The sequence below is a fragment of the Flavobacterium sp. YJ01 genome, assembly GCF_029320955.1.
Classification (GTDB): domain Bacteria; phylum Bacteroidota; class Bacteroidia; order Flavobacteriales; family Flavobacteriaceae; genus Flavobacterium.
In genome coordinates, this window is record NZ_CP119757.1 from 1356870 (window position 1) to 1375548 (window position 18679).

The 18679-nt window shown below is 33.4% G+C and carries 15 protein-coding genes and 1 tRNA gene; 12 read left to right on the top strand and 4 right to left on the bottom strand.

Features of this window, described 5'->3' with window-relative positions:
* Nucleotides 1–17: 17 nt before the first annotated feature.
* From P0R33_RS06050 to P0R33_RS06105, 12 genes are all read left to right on the top strand, one after another.
* A complete protein-coding gene (locus tag P0R33_RS06050; RefSeq protein ID WP_007805605.1) occupies nucleotides 18–326 on the top strand; it encodes a thioredoxin family protein in 309 nt (102 codons plus the stop codon).
* 17 nt (nucleotides 327–343) lie between these two features.
* On the top strand, nucleotides 344–601 hold the full coding sequence (locus P0R33_RS06055; RefSeq protein ID WP_008462029.1) for a hypothetical protein: 258 nt from the start codon (nucleotides 344–346) through the stop codon (nucleotides 599–601).
* 374 nt (nucleotides 602–975) lie between these two features.
* Complete coding sequence (gene tpx, locus P0R33_RS06060) at nucleotides 976–1473, top strand: thiol peroxidase (RefSeq protein WP_276174667.1); 498 nt, start codon at nucleotides 976–978, stop codon at nucleotides 1471–1473.
* A 13-nt stretch (nucleotides 1474–1486) separates the two neighbouring features.
* The gene (locus tag P0R33_RS06065) at nucleotides 1487–1861 is read left to right on the top strand and encodes a diacylglycerol kinase family protein (protein WP_276174668.1); all 375 of its coding nucleotides are present in this window, start codon (nucleotides 1487–1489) and stop codon (nucleotides 1859–1861) included.
* 18 nt (nucleotides 1862–1879) lie between these two features.
* Nucleotides 1880–4336 (top strand): DNA translocase FtsK, encoded by a 2457-nt coding sequence (locus P0R33_RS06070; protein WP_276174669.1) that lies wholly within the window; start codon nucleotides 1880–1882, stop codon nucleotides 4334–4336.
* A gap of 7 nt (nucleotides 4337–4343) precedes the next feature.
* The gene (locus P0R33_RS06075; RefSeq protein ID WP_276174670.1) at nucleotides 4344–5036 is read left to right on the top strand and encodes an outer membrane lipoprotein carrier protein LolA; all 693 of its coding nucleotides are present in this window, start codon (nucleotides 4344–4346) and stop codon (nucleotides 5034–5036) included.
* Between the two features lie 8 nt (nucleotides 5037–5044).
* Nucleotides 5045–6499: an LptF/LptG family permease gene (locus P0R33_RS06080; protein ID WP_276174671.1), complete on the top strand. Its 1455-nt coding sequence runs from the start codon at nucleotides 5045–5047 to the stop codon at nucleotides 6497–6499.
* A gap of 2 nt (nucleotides 6500–6501) precedes the next feature.
* Nucleotides 6502–7635 carry a 3,4-dihydroxy-2-butanone-4-phosphate synthase gene (gene ribB, locus P0R33_RS06085; RefSeq protein ID WP_276174672.1) on the top strand — a complete coding sequence of 378 codons (1134 nt, stop codon included), beginning with the start codon at nucleotides 6502–6504 and terminating at the stop codon, nucleotides 7633–7635.
* Nucleotide 7636: 1 nt separating this feature from the next.
* Nucleotides 7637–8035: an acyl-CoA thioesterase gene (locus P0R33_RS06090; RefSeq protein WP_184167062.1), complete on the top strand. Its 399-nt coding sequence runs from the start codon at nucleotides 7637–7639 to the stop codon at nucleotides 8033–8035.
* A 151-nt stretch (nucleotides 8036–8186) separates the two neighbouring features.
* A tRNA-Ser gene (locus tag P0R33_RS06095) sits at nucleotides 8187–8274 on the top strand.
* Nucleotides 8275–8535: 261 nt separating this feature from the next.
* On the top strand, nucleotides 8536–9759 hold the full coding sequence (locus tag P0R33_RS06100) for a site-specific integrase (protein ID WP_276174673.1): 1224 nt from the start codon (nucleotides 8536–8538) through the stop codon (nucleotides 9757–9759).
* 169 nt (nucleotides 9760–9928) lie between these two features.
* The gene (locus P0R33_RS06105; RefSeq protein WP_276174674.1) at nucleotides 9929–12388 is read left to right on the top strand and encodes a S8 family peptidase; all 2460 of its coding nucleotides are present in this window, start codon (nucleotides 9929–9931) and stop codon (nucleotides 12386–12388) included.
* On the opposite strand, the gene P0R33_RS06110 is transcribed toward P0R33_RS06105, so the two are convergent.
* The 4 genes from P0R33_RS06110 to P0R33_RS06125 form a co-directional block, all read right to left on the bottom strand.
* Nucleotides 12377–13402 carry an ATP-binding protein gene (locus P0R33_RS06110; protein WP_276174675.1) on the bottom strand — a complete coding sequence of 342 codons (1026 nt, stop codon included), beginning with the start codon at nucleotides 13400–13402 and terminating at the stop codon, nucleotides 12377–12379. The two genes, P0R33_RS06105 and P0R33_RS06110, sit on opposite strands and share 12 nt — an antisense overlap.
* A gap of 666 nt (nucleotides 13403–14068) precedes the next feature.
* A complete protein-coding gene (locus P0R33_RS06115) occupies nucleotides 14069–15673 on the bottom strand; it encodes a carbamoyltransferase C-terminal domain-containing protein (protein ID WP_276174676.1) in 1605 nt (534 codons plus the stop codon).
* 2 nt (nucleotides 15674–15675) lie between these two features.
* A complete protein-coding gene (locus P0R33_RS06120; RefSeq protein WP_276174677.1) occupies nucleotides 15676–17817 on the bottom strand; it encodes a family 16 glycosylhydrolase in 2142 nt (713 codons plus the stop codon).
* Nucleotides 17818–17833: 16 nt separating this feature from the next.
* The gene (locus P0R33_RS06125) at nucleotides 17834–18661 is read right to left on the bottom strand and encodes a glycosyltransferase (RefSeq protein WP_276174678.1); all 828 of its coding nucleotides are present in this window, start codon (nucleotides 18659–18661) and stop codon (nucleotides 17834–17836) included.
* Nucleotides 18662–18679 lie beyond the last annotated feature (18 nt).

The following is an 18679-nucleotide window of genomic DNA, read 5'->3' on the forward strand; positions in this document are numbered from 1 at the left end:
GTCTAAAAAATAAAATTATGTTAATCGACTTAAACGAAGATACGTTAGCAGATTTAGTTGCTAAAAACGAAAAAGTAGTAGTACAATATTCAGCATCATGGTGTGGAAACTGCCGTATTATGAAACCAAAATTCAAAAAATTAGCAACAGAAAATGAAGCTATCACTTTTGTTTTGGTTGATGCAGAAAATTCTCCTGAATCAAGAAAATTGGCTAATGTGAGCAACTTGCCTACTTTCGCTACTTTCGTAAACGGACAATTAGTTGGCGAAACGCAAACTAATAAACAAGAAGTTTTAATCGACCTTGTAAACGCAATTGCTTAATTCATAAACTCCACAACATGAAATTACCAGTAATAAAGCATTTAACGCAATTCATCGAAGAAAACGATCAGGATTATATCATTGAAACGATTGAAGTTCTAGAAGCGATGACTGAAATTCCGTCCCTAAAAGATGAAGAATTAGACGTAATCGGAGAATTGATTTCAAATATGTACGGTGCGCTAGAAGTACAGAAACTTGTAGCTCAAGGGACAGATAAAAAAGAAGCTTTAAATACGTTCATGAAACGTGTTTTAGGTTCTATCGATAAATAAATCGAGCCTCTCTTTCAAAGAAAAATAAAAAAACATGACAAGGAAAGCGTTTCTATTTTAGGGACGCTTTTTTTTAGTTTTCAGTATTCAGTGGCAGTTTTCACGCAATCTTTGTCAGGCTGAGCGAAGTCGAAGTCCGCGTAAAGTTGCTCCTCAATCTAAATTTACAATCTTTTTCGATTTACTTTGTGCGGGCTTCGACTTCGCTCAGCCTGACATGTGCAATTAATCTAAAATCTAAGATTACTAGATAAATTCGTGAATTCAAGGCCATCCAAAAACCAACCTTAATCTCTCCTTAAACCCATAACAAATACTTTTAGATTCAAATATTAATCCTTACTTTTGAACCTCATTAATTTTAAACAAAAATCATGGCATCTATCACATTAGGAGGAAATCCAGTTCATACATCAGGCGAATTGCCAGCAGTTGGATCACAATTAGCTGACTTCAAATTAGTTCAAAACGATTTATCAATTGCTTCATTAAGCACTTTCGCTGGTAAAAAATTAGTTTTAAACATTTTCCCAAGTGTTGATACAGGAACTTGTGCTGCATCAGTTAGAAAATTCAACCAAAGTGCAAGCGGATTAGAAAACACAACCGTTTTATGTATTTCTAGAGATTTACCTTTCGCTCAAAAACGTTTTTGTGGTGCTGAAGGTTTAGAAAATGTAGTAAACTTATCTGATTTTCAAGAAGGTACTTTTGGTAAAGCAAACGGTTTAGAAATCGTTGACGGACCATTAAAAGGTTTACACTCAAGAGCAATCATTGTTGTTGATGCTAATGGAAAAATCGTTCATACTGAACAAGTTGTTGAAATTGCAAACGAACCAAATTACGAAGCAGCTTTAGCGGCACTATAATATTTTCCTTTAAATGGAGTTTCAAAAAGACAATACTTTTGTTACAGGTCGATTAAAAAGCGTTACATATGCTTTTAAAGGAGCTGTAAAATTGATAAAAACAGAGCACAGCGTAATGGTTCAATTCTCTTTGGGAATTATCATGACCATTGCTGGGTTCTATTTTCATATTTCACAAACCGAATGGCTATGTCAAACATTTGCCATCGGTTTGGTTTTAAGCATTGAGGGATTGAATACGGCAGTTGAAAAAATTGCCGATTTTATCCATCCTGATTACAGCAAACGAATCGGATTTATCAAAGATATTGCTGCCGGAGCGGTATTTTTTGCCGCAATGACTGCAATAGCAATAGGTTTGATTATTTATATTCCAAAATTTATTTAGGCAAAGGAAAACGCAAGAATGGCAAAAAATAAAAAAGAAACTGTAGATAAAAAAAACGATAAGCAAGAAGTAAACAAAAGATCTTTTAAGATGTCTAAACAGCAAAAATTTGTTTTAGGATGTCTTCTAGTTCTTTTTTCTGTTGCATTGTTGGTTGCATTTATTTCATTTTACGTTAACGGACAATGGCAAAATGACCAAAGTATTGTAAATCAACTTGGAGATCGTAGTGAAGTTGTCGAAAACTGGCTTGGAAAATTCGGAGCTTATTTATCCGATTTAGTAATCTACAGAGGTTTTGGACTTGCTTCTTTTTTATTCGTTCGTCTATTTTTCCTGACCGGAATGTTTTTGGCATTAGAACTTTCTACTCAAAAACTTAAAAACACTTGGTTTTGGGATATTTTCGCCATCATTATAGTTTCTATTTTGTTTGGTTTCTTTGCAACTTCTGCACCAGAATTAGGGGGAACAATTGGTTATGAATTGAACTTATTCCTACAAGATTATATCGGAAAAACAGGTACTTTATTAACATTGCTTTTCGGTTTAATTGTGTATCTTATTTTCAAAATCAAATTATCTCCAGAAAAAATCCAGACCTATTTTGATTCTACTAAAAAAGATTTCAAATCAGAATTAAATACTTTAAAACCAACAGCAAATCAGCCTGAAAGCGCTTATAATTTGGAAGAATTTGCAATTAAAGAAGAAATAGTAGAAAGCGATCCTGATTTGGATGATATTCACTTAAAAACTGTTGATTCTCAATTTGAAATTAACAAAGAAGCATTAAAACCAACTATTTCTCATTCATCTGAAATTGAGTTAAATCCAGTTTTAAAGCCAATCACTCCAAAACAAGAACTACCATTAGTTTCTCCTGACGAAGCTTTTGTAATTGAAAAAGCGGAAGAAGAAGATATAATTGAAGAAAATTTAGCTTCTCGCCTAGTTGCCGATTTCGGATTATTTGATCCAACTTTAGATTTATCAAACTACAAATTCCCAACCATCGATTTATTAAAAGAATATTCGACTGGTGGAATTACTATTAATCAAGAGGAATTAGAAGAAAATAAAAACAAGATTGTAGATACACTTCGTAACTACAAAATTGAAATTGCACAAATTAAAGCAACCGTTGGACCATCGGTTACTTTGTACGAAATTGTTCCAGAAGCAGGAATCAGAATTTCTAAAATTAAGAGTTTAGAAGATGATATCGCATTATCATTATCAGCATTAGGAATTCGTATTATTGCGCCAATTCCAGGAAAAGGTACTATCGGTATTGAGGTTCCGAACAAAAACCCAACTATGGTTTCGATGAAAAGCGTTATTGGAGCCGCTAAGTTTCAAGAAGCTGAAATGGAACTTCCAATTGCTTTAGGAAAAACTATTTCTAACGAAACTTTTGTAGTCGATCTTGCTAAAATGCCTCACTTATTGATGGCTGGAGCAACGGGACAAGGAAAGTCTGTTGGATTAAATGCGGTTTTAACTTCGCTTTTATACAAAAAACATCCAGCAGAAGTAAAATTTGTTTTGGTCGATCCGAAAAAAGTAGAGCTTACACTTTTTAATAAAATTGAAAGACACTATTTAGCCAAACTTCCAGATACAGAAGACGCAATTATTACAGATAATGCAAAAGTTGTCAATACTTTAAATTCACTTTGTACAGAAATGGATAATCGTTATTCTTTATTAAAAGATGCGATGGTTCGTAATATTAAAGAATACAACGATAAATTTAAAGCAAGAAAATTAAATCCTGAAGCTGGCCACCGATTTTTACCTTACATTGTTTTGGTTGTCGATGAGTTCGCCGACTTGATTATGACTGCAGGAAAAGAAGTAGAAGTACCTATTGCGCGTCTTGCTCAGTTAGCTCGTGCAATCGGTATTCACCTGATTATTGCAACACAGAGACCTTCTGTAAACGTAATTACAGGTTTAATTAAAGCCAATTTCCCTGCTAGAATTGCTTTTAGGGTAACTTCAAAAATCGACTCGAGAACGATTTTGGATACGCAAGGTGCCGATCAGCTGATTGGACGTGGAGATTTACTATACACAAACGGGAATGATGTCATTCGTGTTCAGTGCGCTTTCATTGATACACCAGAAGTTGAAAAAATTACCGATTTTATTGGTGCACAAAAAGCGTATGCCACGGCTTATTTGCTTCCGGAGTTTGTTGGAGAAGAAACTGGCATTAATCTTGATATAGATATTTCTGAAAGAGATACTTTATTTAGAGAAGCGGCAGAGATAATTGTTAATGCACAACAAGGTTCTGCTTCTTTATTGCAACGAAAATTAAAATTAGGATACAACAGAGCAGGTCGATTAATCGATCAACTTGAGGCAGCAGGTATTGTTGGTCCGTTCGAAGGCAGTAAAGCTAGAAGCGTTAATATTTTAGACTTAAGTGCTCTTGATCAATTTTTTAATAATGAACAAAATTAATCCAATCATGAGAACAAAAATTCAAGAAATCAACAAAAATTCTATCACAAACATGACTAAAAAGTGTTTTCAAATGGCAGTTATTTTGCTTTTGAGCTTCACTTCTATTCAGGCTCAAGATAAGAAAGCAAAAGATCTATTGAACGAAGTAACTTCTAAAATAAAAAGCTACGATAATATTGTAATTGATTTTAAATATTCTTTGAATAATGCTAAAGAAAACATTAATCAAGACAGTAAAGGGAATGTAACTATGAAAGGAAATCAATATGTATTGAATTTCATGGGGGTTACTAAAATTTTTGATGGTCAAAAAACATATACAATTGTTCCTGAAGACGAAGAAGTTACAATTTCTAAAGTAAACGAAAAGGATGACAATGCAATTACTCCTTCAAAAATGCTTACTTTCTTTAATTCTGGCTATAAATACAATATGGACATTGTTCAAAATGTAAAAGGAAGAAAAATTCAATACATCAAATTAGTTCCTACAAGCGGAAAAGATCAAAGAAAAGAAATTCTTTTAGGTATTGACAGTCAAACAAAACACATTTATAATTTGATTGAAACAGGGAAAAACGGAACAAAAACAACTTTAACCGTTAATTCTTTTAAAACCAATCAGCCATTATCAAAAAATCAATTTACCTTTGTAGCGAGTAAATACCCGAAATACTACATTAATAAATTAGATTAATCAGAAGGTTGAAAATTCTAGACAAATACTTATTAAAAACATTCTTATTTACATTTGCTACGGTATTTGTAATCCTATTTTTCATATTCATACTTCAAACAGTATGGCTGTTTATTTCAGAACTTGCAGGTAAAGATTTGGATTTAATTCTAGTGGTTAAATTCTTGCTTTTCTCCATGCCTAGAATTATTCCGCTGGTTTTACCTTTATCAGTTTTGCTGGCTTCGATTATGACTTTTGGAAATTTGGCCGAAAATTACGAATTCGCTGCCATGAAATCTTCTGGTATTTCGTTGCAAAGAGCTATGCGTGTATTGATTATTTTTATTTTCGTTTTGAGTATTGTCGCTTTTTGGTTTGCAAATAACGTAATTCCATATGCAGAATATAAATTTGTAAACTTTAGAAAAAATATTGCACAGGCTAAGCCAGCAATGGCAATTGCCGAAGGTCAGTTTAATGATGTCGGAACTTATAACATTAAGGTAAACAAGAAATCTGGTGAAAACGGAAATCATCTTACAGGTGTTACCATTCACGAAAAACCCAGCACTATGGGTGAAAACAAGACCGTTATAAAATCTAAAACTGGAGAACTTATTAGTAGCGAAAAATCAAGCATTCTTCAATTAGTTTTGAATGACGGTTACTATTATCAAGATGTTACTCCAAAAAAATATGAAGATCGTGCAAAATTGCCTTTTATAAAGGGAAAATTCAAGAAGCAAATTATTAATATTGATTTAGCTGAATTAAACAAAGTTGACGATAGCAAAGAAAGCATTGCAGGTACAAATGCAATGCTGAATGTTAATGAATTACGCTACACTTTAGATTCATTAAACAAAAACTTAGATAACGAAATTGTTTCTTTTTCTGAAAACATCAATCAGCGAGTCGGAATTAGAAGAGGTCCACAAAACATAAATAAACAGGTAAAGAAAAAACAACTTCCAAACAATCTAACATCATTGTATTCGAACAAAGATCAAGTAGATATATTTAAAATGGCTGGAAGCAATATCACAAGTAATATTTATTCAATAGAAACTACTCAAAAGGATTTAAAGGACAAACAAAGAGAAATCAATAAGCACTTAAGCGCATTATATGAAAAGTTTGTAATTGCTTTTGCGTGCTTTTTAATGTTTTTTATTGGAGCGCCACTTGGTGCGATTATTAGAAAAGGTGGACTTGGACTTCCGATTGTATTTGCTGTTTTAATCTTTATTACTTTCCACTTCATTAATACTTTTGGAAAAAGATTATCACAAGAAGGCGGTATGTCTCCATTTTTGGGTTCATGGATGTCGTCCATTATTTTATCTCCATTAGCGGTTCTCTTAACGTATCGTGCAACAAACGACAACGGGTTAATTAATTTTGATGCAATTACAACCCCGATTTCACTACTATTTCAGAAAATTTCCGAGCGGTTTTTTCCGGCTCAAAAGCAACAATAATTATGTCAACAACAAAAATACAACTAAATACCATTGAAGAAGCTATAGAAGATATTCGTCAAGGTAAAGTAATCATTGTAGTCGATGATGAAGATCGTGAAAATGAGGGTGATTTTTTGGCAGCTGCTGAAAAAGTAACACCAGAAATGATCAATTTTATGGCTACTCATGGTCGTGGATTAATTTGCACACCACTTACAGAAAGCCGTTGCAAAGAACTTGATTTGCGTGCGATGGTTACTAACAACACAGATCATATGGAAACTGCTTTTACTGTTTCTATTGATTTGAAAGGAAATGGTGTTACAACTGGAATTTCGGCTTCCGATCGTTCTAAAACTGTTGAAGCACTAGTTGATCCAAATACAAAACCACACGATTTAGCTCGTCCTGGTCATATTTTCCCTTTAATTGCTAAACAAGGCGGTGTTTTAAGAAGAACTGGACACACTGAAGCCGCTATCGATTTTGCACGTTTAGCAGGATTTAAACCTGCCGGTGTAATCTGCGAAATTCTAAATGAAGACGGAACAATGTCTCGTTTGCCTGAATTGATTAAAGTTGCCAAAAAATTTGACTTAAAATTAGTTTCCATTGAAGACTTAGTTGCCTATAGGATGCAACACGATAGTTTAATTGTTAAAAAAGAAGATTTTGATATTGAAACTCGTTTTGGAACTTTCAGATTAAGAGCTTACGAGCAAACGACTAACAAACAAATTCATATTGCTCTAACAAAGGGAACTTGGAATTCTGGCGAACCAATTCTAACCAGAATACATTCTTCTCAAGTAAATAATGATTTACTTGGAACATTAACCAACAATGCGGAACAGCAATTGGACGATATGTTTAAAGTAATTAACGAGAACGGAAAAGGCGCTGTTATTTTCATCAATCAGGATATGACAGCTGTAAATCTTTTAAATAGAATTTCGGAGCTTAAAACATTACAATCTAACGGAACTTTAAAAGCTCCGAAAGTAATTATTGACAGCAAAGATTACGGAATTGGAGCTCAAATTCTTCATGATATTGATATTTCTAAGATAAGATTGGTTTCTAATACTGAGCAAACAAAACGCGTTGGTATGATTGGTTACGGACTTGAAATTACAGAATACGTTAATTATTAATATGGGAACAGTAGAAGAAAGAATTCAGAAATCTGAAACTCGTATTTTTAAAGCCGTTTTTCCGAGTACAACAAATCATTACGACACTTTATTTGGAGGAACTGCACTACATCTTATGGATGAAGTGGCGTTTATTTGCGCTACACGTTTCAGTCGTAAAAAAGTAGTTACGATTTCTACAGGTCAAATCGATTTTAAAAAGGCAATTCCCGCTGGAACTTTAATCGAATTAGTCGCAAAAGTCGATAGTGTTGGAAGAACAAGCTGCAAAATTCATGTCGATATTTTTATGGAACAAATGTATTCGGAGCTTCGCGAAACGGTAGTTTCGGGAACTTTTTCTTTTGTTGCAGTTGACGAAAACAAAAAACCGACGCCAATTTTAGACGACTTAGAATAATTTTTCGAAAAAGTTCGTTTTCGGAAATACTGATAATTAGACACTTGAAAATTATTTAAAAAAAGTTTCAAAAAAAGTCCAAAAAAAGTTTTTATAACCGAAAAACCGTCTTATATTTGCACCCGCAATCAGGCACTGATAGCGACATACTGGAGAAATGGCAGAGCGGTCGAATGCGGCAGTCTTGAAAACTGTTGACTGTAACAGGTCCGGGGGTTCGAATCCCTCTTTCTCCGCCAGATGAAGCTTCAGAAGAAACTTTAAAAATCAAAAGCCTTTAAACACTAGTGTTTAAAGGCTTTTTCGTTTTTGCATACTTTTCAAAAAGCACATGTTTTATCAAAGAATGGTTACCCTATTAGTTACCCTGTCTTTTTTTGAATCTTTTTTCTCAAAAATGGGTAACTAAAAAGAAAGAATTCCCTGGGAATTCCCTGCTGTCAATGGGCTCTCTTAAAATTTTTAATTCAATTTGATTATTAATTTTAAAACTAGATAACATGTTAAAAGTAATTTTTTACCAGAAATCCGACAGAGTAAACAAGAACGGCGAATCTCCAATCTATGCCCGTTTGAGTTTCAATGACAAACAAATTTCAATGTCCACCGGACAAGCCATTTCAAAAGAAAGATGGACAAGCACAAATAACCTCAGAAACCAGCTTAAGATTGAAAAGGAAATAGTAATAAAAAACCTGCTTGACCTTTTCCAGCTTAATGCAGCTAAAAAATTTACTGAGCTCTTCAGAATTGATCCTGAGGTTAACCTTCAATTATTAAAAGCTGAACTCACAGGAAAAGTTAAAATCGACCAGCCTGAGGGACCCTCCATAATTCAGATTATGGATACATACAATGAATTCTTCACCAAAAGAGTAAATACTGGAGAGCGTGCATCGGCTTCATTGCAGAAGTACAAAAGAGCTAAAGATTTACTTTTAGATTTCATCACCAGTAACTACAAAAAGGAAGATATGCCAGCATCTGAAATATCAAGCTCTTTTGTTTTTAAATTGGAGCAGTTCCTTAAATACGAGAGCAGTTTTAAAGACCAGACAGGCATCAAAAACAATTCGGTGGTAAAATATATAAAAATGTATAAAACCGCCTGCAATTACGCTATTAAAATGGACTTAATCATAAAAAACCCATTCAACGTTTATGACGGAAGACTAAGCGTAAAAGATGCTGTCTTCCTAACCCAGCTGGAACTGAATACAATCGAGAATAAAGTATTTTCAACGCCCCGTCTGGAAAAGGTCAAGGATATATTTCTTTTCAGCTGCTATACAGGATATGCGCCCGTCGATGCAATGGATCTGAGCGAAAGAAACTTATCTGAAGATTCAAATGGAAACTTATGGATTATGACCAGCAGAGCCAAAACCGCCATTAGAGCAAATGTGCCTGTATTACCAACCGTTGAGAAAATTATTTTTAAATATAAAAATCAGCAGAAAGGTCTTATCCCGAAAATATCCAATCAAAAAATGAATGCTTATCTTAAGGAAATAGCTGATGCCTGCAGCATAGACAAACATCTTACATGGTATGTTGCCAGACACACATTTGCAACCACTGTCACTTTAGGAAATGGCGTGAGACTTGAGAATGTTTCAGCCATGATGGGACATACCAATACTAAACAAACCCAGCATTATGCAAAAGTTTTGGACGTGAATATAATGGAAGATATGGAAAAATTGAAATCTAAGTTTAGGTAAAATGCTTTCAAATGAGGCCTCTGAATTTGAGGCCTCTTAATCCTGCATGCTAATCTGCCTGAACATTAAAAATATCTCCAACCATCCTTAAAAATGCCAATAACCTAGACAACAATCTTATACATACTTTTCTTATATTTACATTTAAACTAGCTAACCAGACCAAACAATGACTAACAAATCTCACTTAAAATTTCTAAGTAAAAAACAGCTGTCCGAAATCAAAGACTTCAAATATAATTATGGCTTTGATCCCAGCAATGATGAAGAAGATAAAGAACCTAAAAATTACACCAGACTAGCCAACTCATTTAGAAATAATCTGATACGCCTTGAAAGCGATTTAAATAGCAAATACAAATTAAGAGATAAATCTTTAGCCATACCCTTCGACATAGACTATGTACAGATCACTTTTCAAGATCAGTTTGTCATAAACAAATATTATAAGGACTATTACAATAATTTTGGACTAGAAGCCACCAACTTCTACGACTTTGCAAAAAAAGGGTTATTTGCTATTGTTGACCGCGCAAAGTTTGAGAGATTCATTAATAGTGTAAACAATTTCATCAGTTACGAACTTGAGAAAAACCATAATCTAAAGTTTTCCGAATATGTCAAATATATATCAGATTTCAAACTCCTTCGAACTGAAGATATTCTAAAGTTCAAACTGGAAGATACTGGATCTATTGTATATCTTGAACTTATTAACCTACCGCTAGATGATGCTATTAAGCAGCAAATTGCAAAAGCTTTAATAAGCTATTTAAATGAATCAAATATTGAACATAAGCATGATTCTGAAAATGATAGAATAGAATTGATAAATCCAGATTCACATCAAATTCAATTGATCATACAAAATTACGATATAATTGAGAGCGCAACATGCTCACTCTTCACTACGATCCGACCTGGTGAATTTAACACAGTTGAACGCCAGTTCGCTTTTACCGTTTCAAACTCTGATGAGGAATTGCCAATTATTGGAATAATTGACACTGGAATTAGCTCTCAAACAGCTTTAGCGCCTTTAATAATTGATGATGCAAGTTTTACCCTTGCAGGCAATCCTTTAATTGACCAGGCTGGACGAAGAACTGGATTCAATTATTTAGGTCATGGTACGGCAGTGGCTGCTTTAGCCTCATTGGGCAAAGAGAATCATAGAAACAATTTTCAGGGAAAAGTAACTGCCGACGCCAAATTGCTGTCAATTAAAATAAGCGAAAATGGAACTGGCTATATATCAGAAGTTGATCTATTAAAAATGCTTTACGACGTAAAAAAGAAATACCCAGAAATTCGCCTATTTACATTAACCACATGCTACGGCATCTTTAAAGAGCAAAATGAACCGTTTTCAAACTATACTTATCTATTAGACAAATTCTCATACGAAACAAACAGCCTTATCTTTATTTGTACGGGAAATAATTTGAACTGTCTAAATGAAAATACAAGTTATGAGCTTTCCTATTTTCAAAACAACCATACTAATTTATCCACCCCCGCAGATAGTTTAAACAATTTCACCGTAGGAGCTGCAGCAGGCAATCTAATAAACGGACCTTTTTTAGGCATTTCCAGCAGTAAAGAATTTCCTGCTCTCTACACCAGAAAAGGACATGTCGACCTATCTGCAATATTTAGTCCTGTTAAAGTAAATAAAAACTACTTCAAGCCTGATGGCATTGAGTATGCCGGCGATATAGGCTATTACGACGAAAACACTTTAGACTGGATGGATGAACCTGCTCTTACACTTTTATCAGCCCGTCCAGAAATCGGGATCATTCAAGAAGTCGGAACAAGTTTCGCAACTCCACTTGTTGCTAATCTTGCCGCAAAAATCACAAAAAACTATCCGTTACTCACCAACGAAAGCGTCAAAGCACTTATAATAAACAGCGCGTCTACAAGCTTGATACCATTTAAATCAGATGTTTCTAAATTAAAGAACAGAGTAATTGGACATGGACTTGTTGATGATTTTAAAACATTGTACTCAAATGAAAATTCGGCTACACTTATATTAGAGGACACAATAAAGAGTGGAAAAATAAAAATTTATCCTGTCAATTTCCCAGACTACCTTATATACGATGATCTAGGTAAAAAAAATGGAATTTTAAAAATTAATGCAACTCTGTGCTTTAAATTTCTGCCCATCAAAAATAATCAGCTTTCTTATAATCCGATTCATATGGCTTTCAGCATATTTAAAAATCATACGGCAGAGGAAATTATGAAATCTGATGAGGAAGTATTGTCGAAGCTAAAATCAACTCTAACATGGTCTGAAAACGGAAGATACATCTCAAAACCTATCCCTTATTCAAATACTCAGAAAATAACACTGAATGTCAATGTAGATGACTTGGTTAGCGAAAAAAGCACCTTCAAACTAGCATTACACGCAAGAGTTTCTGACCAGATTGTTGGAGGGCTACCCGAAAATTATCCCAAAGAATTTTCATTTTCAATTGTGCTTTCTATAGAAGAAAATCTCAAGAAGAAGACTGGAAAATTATATGATGGATTACAATTGGTAAATGAACTGGAATCTATTCAAAATATTGATATTGATAATGATTTAGAAACAGACTCTCTAAATATTTAACGACTGCTTTTCAGCAATAACAAGATTTTGCCAGATAGATGTGTCTATTTTAGCAAAGAGCAAGTTTTGTGTTTCTTTAGCAGCAAATAAAGACCTTTTGATAGCAGTGATAAGGGTCTTTTGAATGCTGTAATAAGACAGGCCTAAACATTCTTTTAGAATCCTATTTGCAGCTGCCTTATTATCAAATTTAAAACTTCCATTTTGCAGAACTAACTCTATAAGTTTGCTAATTTCTGCTTGATTGGGAAATTGAAATTCTATGATATTATCAAACCTTCTCAGCAGTGCATCATCGAGCATATCCTTCTGATTTGTTGCTGCTATTACAATACTGCTTTGCGGAAGATAATCAAAAAGCTGTAGTATAGTATTGACAACTCTTTTCATTTCTCCATGATCTTGACTGTAATCTCGTATTTTTCCAAGACTGTCAAATTCGTCCAGAAATATAATACAATCTTCCAGTGCCGCTTTTTTGAATATTTTAGATAAGTTTTTGCTTGTTTCTCCTAATTTAGAAGACACAATTGCCCCTAGATCAATAACAACCATCATTTTTTCTAATTCCCCGGCAATAACATAAGAGGCTAATGTCTTTCCACATCCTGATGGCCCATGTAGAAGTAGTTTATTAGAAACCGGCAGCCCAAATTGCTGAAGAACTTCAATTTTATGATGCTCTTCAATAAAAAACTTTAACTCATTATGCACCTTTTCATTTGCAATAATATTTTCTAAAGTATAATCAGAAGTAATTTTCTCCAATATTAAATCAGAGATTTCTTTGTCTTCAATCCTATTTAAATATGTTTCAGAACCAACTTTTGTTAATCCTGTAGATTTTTGAAATCTGATCGCATCTTTTAAAATTGACTGAAGCTGTATGGCAAAATTTAACTTTTTAGTTTTCTTAGAATGCTCAATCAACTCGTTTAAAACAGACAATAAACGTTCCTGATCATTCTCAAGACCATACTTTGCTATTTCTTTGATGTAGTCTGCCTGTGCCATATACTGCCACAAAAGTAACCAAATTTATTTAATAAATTTACGAAAAACCGTCGGATTAATAATACCCCAACTATTAAAAATCTGCAAATTATAAAATAAGGCTATTCTGCTTTTATTCTCGCATACTTTTCATCATTATCCAGTTCTTTAAAGGAGTTAAACATTGCAATGAATAACGAAAGTACAATACAATACCAAATAATGAAATATTGACTCTTAAGGAAAAGCAGGAGAAAAAAGAGGAGATTATAGATCATAATTAACTATCTGTCCGAAGAATTAGAGCCTCAGTATGGAACTTAATTTTCATACTGTCAATAAATAGGTACCAAAAATTTACAGAACATTTCCAATTGTACCCACAGTGCGGGCACAATTCAAACTCATATAATCAATTGATAATAAATAAAAAAAAAGAGTTCTATATTACTATCAGGATGAAAACAAATGAACTTGCCACGGCTGGTGCAATAGGAATTACATCAGTCAAAGATTAGAATCTAGAAAGAGAGGATTCTCTATGGAAGCTAAAAAGATTTTTAAATAAAAATATTTTGCGGATGAAACAATTCTATCCGCAATATAAAATTATCCAAATCTCTCAACACTGTTGAGAGAAATCAGCTGGCCACACATTTTTGACGAAAATACCTCATTCATTCTACTTTAGTTTTTTTTTAAGTGGTTTTGATAATATGTTGAAGACTTTAAAATATAGATTTTTTCGTTCACTACAAAGCCATCTAATTTATGTTGAATTGTGTATAGTGAAAGATCGTCAAGTTTATTAATAAATCCTTTACCATTAAAATTCAAAGATGTATTGCATAATACACCATAGCCTGTTCGATTTTTAAATGCTTTAAGTAAATTATAAAGATTTTTATTTGATGAAGATGAAACTGTTTGTATCCTCGCTGTTTTATTAACATGAGTAACTGCTGCTAATGCGTCAGTATTAGCAACATAAGTGTAAAGCATATAAGGACTTGGTTTTTCGCATCCAAACCATCTAGAGGCATCTTCTTCTAAACATACAGGAGCAATCGGTCTAAATTGCTCACGTTGCTTAATTATATTTAATCTTGTTTTAGTAGACTCTTTAAATGGCGCTGCAATAATTGAACGATTGCCTAAGGCTCTCGGACCTATTTCATATTTGCCATTAATCCATGCTAAAATTAAATCATCAGCTAAAAATTCAGCTACTTTCTCATTGGTTGCTTCAAGTATATCATACTCGTCTAAATTTATATTACAGTTAGCATCAAAATATTTTCCAGAATACACATCCCAATCAATTTTTGGATTGCCAGTAAAATAAAACTGTGCGTCTATAGCAGTTCCAATAGCAGAACCTGAATCATTAGCTACCGGGGGCACAAAAATCTCGGTAAAAAGGCCAGTCTCCTTCCATTTACTATTCCAATCACAATTTAAGCCACAACCTCCAGCAATTACAAGTGGTAATTTTTTCTTCAAATTGTCTTTAGCAAATTGATAAAAAATATTAAAAATTCTATCGCTAAAAATACCCGCGAAATTGCAAAATTCTGAATTATCTACACCCACATGATAATGTGCAGATGCAAAAATATTTTCATAATCACTGAGTTTTCGATAAGGCCCATCTAATAAAAATTCTAATATTTTTTTTTCTTCATTTGTTGGATTATTTCGGTTTGAAAATGAGGCTAGCGCCATCAATTTTCCAGCATCCTGATTACGAGGGTACTCTCCATCTATGGGAAATGTTGGATCTGCTAAACCGTAAAAAAGACCATATCGATTTCCAACTTGCGTAAGAACATCAGAAATATGAAATATATTCAATTCTGAATCTATTTCGTAAAATGCTCCTATTTCCCCTTCCCATATCAATGCATAACAAGGTGTTCCTTTTGGTAATTCAGACATACCAATTGCACAAAGTAAATGTGATCGTTCATGGGAGGAAGAAAAATAATGAATTTCTTTTCCTAATAATTTACTCTGCTCAACAATAATGTCTTTTAAAGTTTCTCCACGATAAGGTGCATGTACATTTGAACCATATAAATACTCATGATGATCACGAGGCCACCATCCGCCTACACTTATTACGTCAGGAATCTCATCTAGTTCTCCCATTGCTCGTAGTATATCAGGCGTTGAAATAGGAGAGTATCTATAATTGGAATTTTTTTCTGCTTCTATGGAAAACACTAACTTTCCATCGTTTAGATAAACAACAGAACCATCGTGTCCTGGATTATAAGAGAGTATTTTCATTACTATAACTTTTGTGCATTAATACTAATTTTTTTTAAAAAAGTGGTTGTAGGAAGCAATTTATTTATTAATATTCCTGCGAACTCTTTTGACCGACACGGCCAAATATTTAAGTGAATTGCCATTGGAAGGTGTGGAATTGGTGTTGGATTCCATTGGTTACGTCTATGCACTAAATGATCATCAACGAACCATCGTATTTCAGATTCATCCCATTCGATAGCATATTTATGAAAGGACTCTGATGCATCAAATCCTAGATCAATATAAGTTGGTGTGCCTCGATATCCATAATCAAATTTAGCTCCTTCATCACCTGGGTTGTAAAAAACATTCGTTAGCAAACGACTAGTGTTTTTACCAGCAATTTCAATATCAATTTCTTGACGCGGAGAGTCTCTATGTAGGAAGAAGCCTGTTATGACACCGGGTACATTCGATGCCTTCAATACAACTTCAAACCTACCGTACAAGTATTGATGTTTACTTGTCATAGCTCCTGCACTGTATTTTCTAACACCAAGATTATGTTTTTTTAATGTTAACGCGAGACCATGTTTTAAATCAAAAACTAAATTTTCCTCTCTAAACAATGCGAGATTATCAGTAAATGTATCATTCCTAGCTGTCCAAAACTGACTATTAAATGTCTTGAAATCTTCTTTTATCATTACATAGCGATTACTTAAGCTATTCTCGTCACAGATTATATCAATACCATTCCATTGTCGATCAATTTCCATAACCCATGGAGAAAAATCATGTTTTAACTTATCCAATTTTTGAATTTCACTTATGTTATTTTGGGATTTAAGTTTTCTATTTCCTTTATCTATTAATTCTGGAAACCTGCAATCTGGAGGAACTGTCCTCAGAAGTTGGCATATAATCTGCCATTTATTTGGCGCTTTCGAATTAAGAATGACAAATTTATTTTTATCAAGAATTTTAATTAATTCTAAATAAACTTCATCCAAACATTCATTTTCATTTAATGTAAAAATAAATTTAGCATTGGGATAAAATTTAATTAAATCGAATAGCTTACCTTTTAAAATATTGATATTAACGTAAGCATTAAAAAGCAGTTTATTCTTTCCCGTCAAAATACTGTTCAGTTCTGAATTTGGGATTGTTTCTAAATCACTTAAACAACGATAACCAAGCATTGATAATGCTATAGCAAGAGATGTTAGCCCAGAATCATTCGAACCAAATGCAAAGACAGGCACCTCTAATGGTCTATTATTAAATAATGCAGCTCCTTCACTTGTAATTGCACCAATTTTCGTTAGTGCTGGTAATATAGAGTAGGAATTTGTAGATGACAAATCAGGTCTTTGACTAATTATAGATCTATACGAAGCAAGTACATTCAAAGATTTAAATTTATGATTTATCCATAAGTCTATTGGACCTTTACAAGGAAGAAGTTTGAGCAGTTTTTCTGCCCCCTGCTTGGAGACAACATAACCTGATAGGTTCCACAAACCTCGGACAGGGCAAAATATTTTGCTTGATATAAATGTTTTGGGCGCCCCATTTTTCACTTCTTCAAAGGATAAATAAAGTATATCGAATTTACTTTGATCATTTTCCTTTATTTCTTTCCAGACTTTATTAAGCTCCCTATTAAAAGCTGGTTTAAACCAGATATCATCTTCTAAAATCATAGTATACTCATTGTTCCCAGAAGCTATACGTTTCCACAATTCTATATGTGAATATGCTACGGCTATTTCAGGTCTACTCATTCGGATCTTGAAATTAAGATCCCATTCCGTAGGTAAAATAAGGGGTTGAGGCTCCACATAAAGCTGATCACCAAGTGTATATATTGGATCTAAATCATCGCTTGCAATAGGATCATTTAAAAATTCCTTAGCATCAATAGCATTATACCGTTCTGTTAAATAATTGAGTTTACTTCCTGAAATATCTGATATTTGCTGTAACTCCGCTTCAATCTCTTTCCACCGTTTAGGTTGGCGTTTCAAATTAATTACATAAATATGATTAATTAGAGAGTGAGAGCTTTTATTACCAAATACTTTGCTCCTTTTACTTGGGAGTACTCTCCTGATTTTTAGTCCAGTGCTAAACAAATATTTTAAGGGTAATGACAAATTAGTTTTCTTCCTCATGATTAGTTTATCAAATTTATCCGTTAAAGTTTACAGAATTTGATAAACGCCAATTTCTAGCATCATTCCGATAACTCAAAGGCCACTTACTTTCGGCGGTATTATCCCAGTCTTTTAATACTAAAATTAATTCATCTACTATCGCATCTTTTTCTTTTAAGAACGCTGTTACTGATTTCGTTAGATTACCGGGACCTGTTGTGGATTGGATTTCAGGTAAACCTTGGCTTGTATCTTCTTCTAATAAAGAAGTAGCTAGAGAAAGCGCTTGCTCAATTATGGGATTTCTACTTTTAGCAATAAGAGGATTATTATTGAAATAGAAAATCCAACTGTTCGAATATTCTCCAACCATTGTGAAAATGGATTGAGAGACCATAGAATAGGTCGTAGTATCGTAGCATAGTGGTTGTATTTTTAATCTATCATCATCAAAAAGAGGATCAATATCTACTCCACTATATACATCATCAGCGTCTACATAACACCCACCTTCAATAAAGATATAACAAAGACGAAAATAATCTGATTGCATGGCGGGGTGATAACACTTATCATAAGCATTCTTATATCTATCGCCTAATTTTTCAAGAATGAATTCTCCCGCATTTTTATTATTAAAAAGTAATCTTTCATAACCCAAAACATCAAGTTGAGACCAACTTTGAATACAGTCTTTCACATCCGATGGCAATTGCTCATGATTATCCCAAAATTGTATAATTTTTTTAGGAATTTTATCGGAGTTTGATAATGATTCTTTTTTATTGGATGGTGTTTTTTGCACGATATCCCTTACAAAAAGAGACTGGTTTTGATTTTTTTCTTCTTTAGAAATATTCATTTCTTAAAATTTTATCTA

What these genes read in the sequence shown, in the direction of transcription:
- P0R33_RS06070 (WP_276174669.1), top strand. Translation starts at nt 1,880, where the DNA reads ATGGCAAAAAATAAAAAAGAAACTGTAGATAAAAAAAACGATAAGCAA.
- P0R33_RS06115 (WP_276174676.1), bottom strand. Translation starts at nt 15,673, where the DNA reads ATGAAAATACTCTCTTATAATCCAGGACACGATGGTTCTGTTGTTTAT.
- tpx (WP_276174667.1), top strand. Translation starts at nt 976, where the DNA reads ATGGCATCTATCACATTAGGAGGAAATCCAGTTCATACATCAGGCGAA.
- P0R33_RS06120 (WP_276174677.1), bottom strand. Translation starts at nt 17,817, where the DNA reads ATGAGGAAGAAAACTAATTTGTCATTACCCTTAAAATATTTGTTTAGC.
- ribB (WP_276174672.1), top strand. Translation starts at nt 6,502, where the DNA reads ATGTCAACAACAAAAATACAACTAAATACCATTGAAGAAGCTATAGAA.
- P0R33_RS06065 (WP_276174668.1), top strand. Translation starts at nt 1,487, where the DNA reads ATGGAGTTTCAAAAAGACAATACTTTTGTTACAGGTCGATTAAAAAGC.
- P0R33_RS06055 (WP_008462029.1), top strand. Translation starts at nt 344, where the DNA reads ATGAAATTACCAGTAATAAAGCATTTAACGCAATTCATCGAAGAAAAC.
- P0R33_RS06075 (WP_276174670.1), top strand. Translation starts at nt 4,344, where the DNA reads ATGAGAACAAAAATTCAAGAAATCAACAAAAATTCTATCACAAACATG.
- P0R33_RS06090 (WP_184167062.1), top strand. Translation starts at nt 7,637, where the DNA reads ATGGGAACAGTAGAAGAAAGAATTCAGAAATCTGAAACTCGTATTTTT.
- P0R33_RS06105 (WP_276174674.1), top strand. Translation starts at nt 9,929, where the DNA reads ATGACTAACAAATCTCACTTAAAATTTCTAAGTAAAAAACAGCTGTCC.
- P0R33_RS06050 (WP_007805605.1), top strand. Translation starts at nt 18, where the DNA reads ATGTTAATCGACTTAAACGAAGATACGTTAGCAGATTTAGTTGCTAAA.
- P0R33_RS06110 (WP_276174675.1), bottom strand. Translation starts at nt 13,402, where the DNA reads ATGGCACAGGCAGACTACATCAAAGAAATAGCAAAGTATGGTCTTGAG.
- P0R33_RS06100 (WP_276174673.1), top strand. Translation starts at nt 8,536, where the DNA reads ATGTTAAAAGTAATTTTTTACCAGAAATCCGACAGAGTAAACAAGAAC.
- P0R33_RS06125 (WP_276174678.1), bottom strand. Translation starts at nt 18,661, where the DNA reads ATGAATATTTCTAAAGAAGAAAAAAATCAAAACCAGTCTCTTTTTGTA.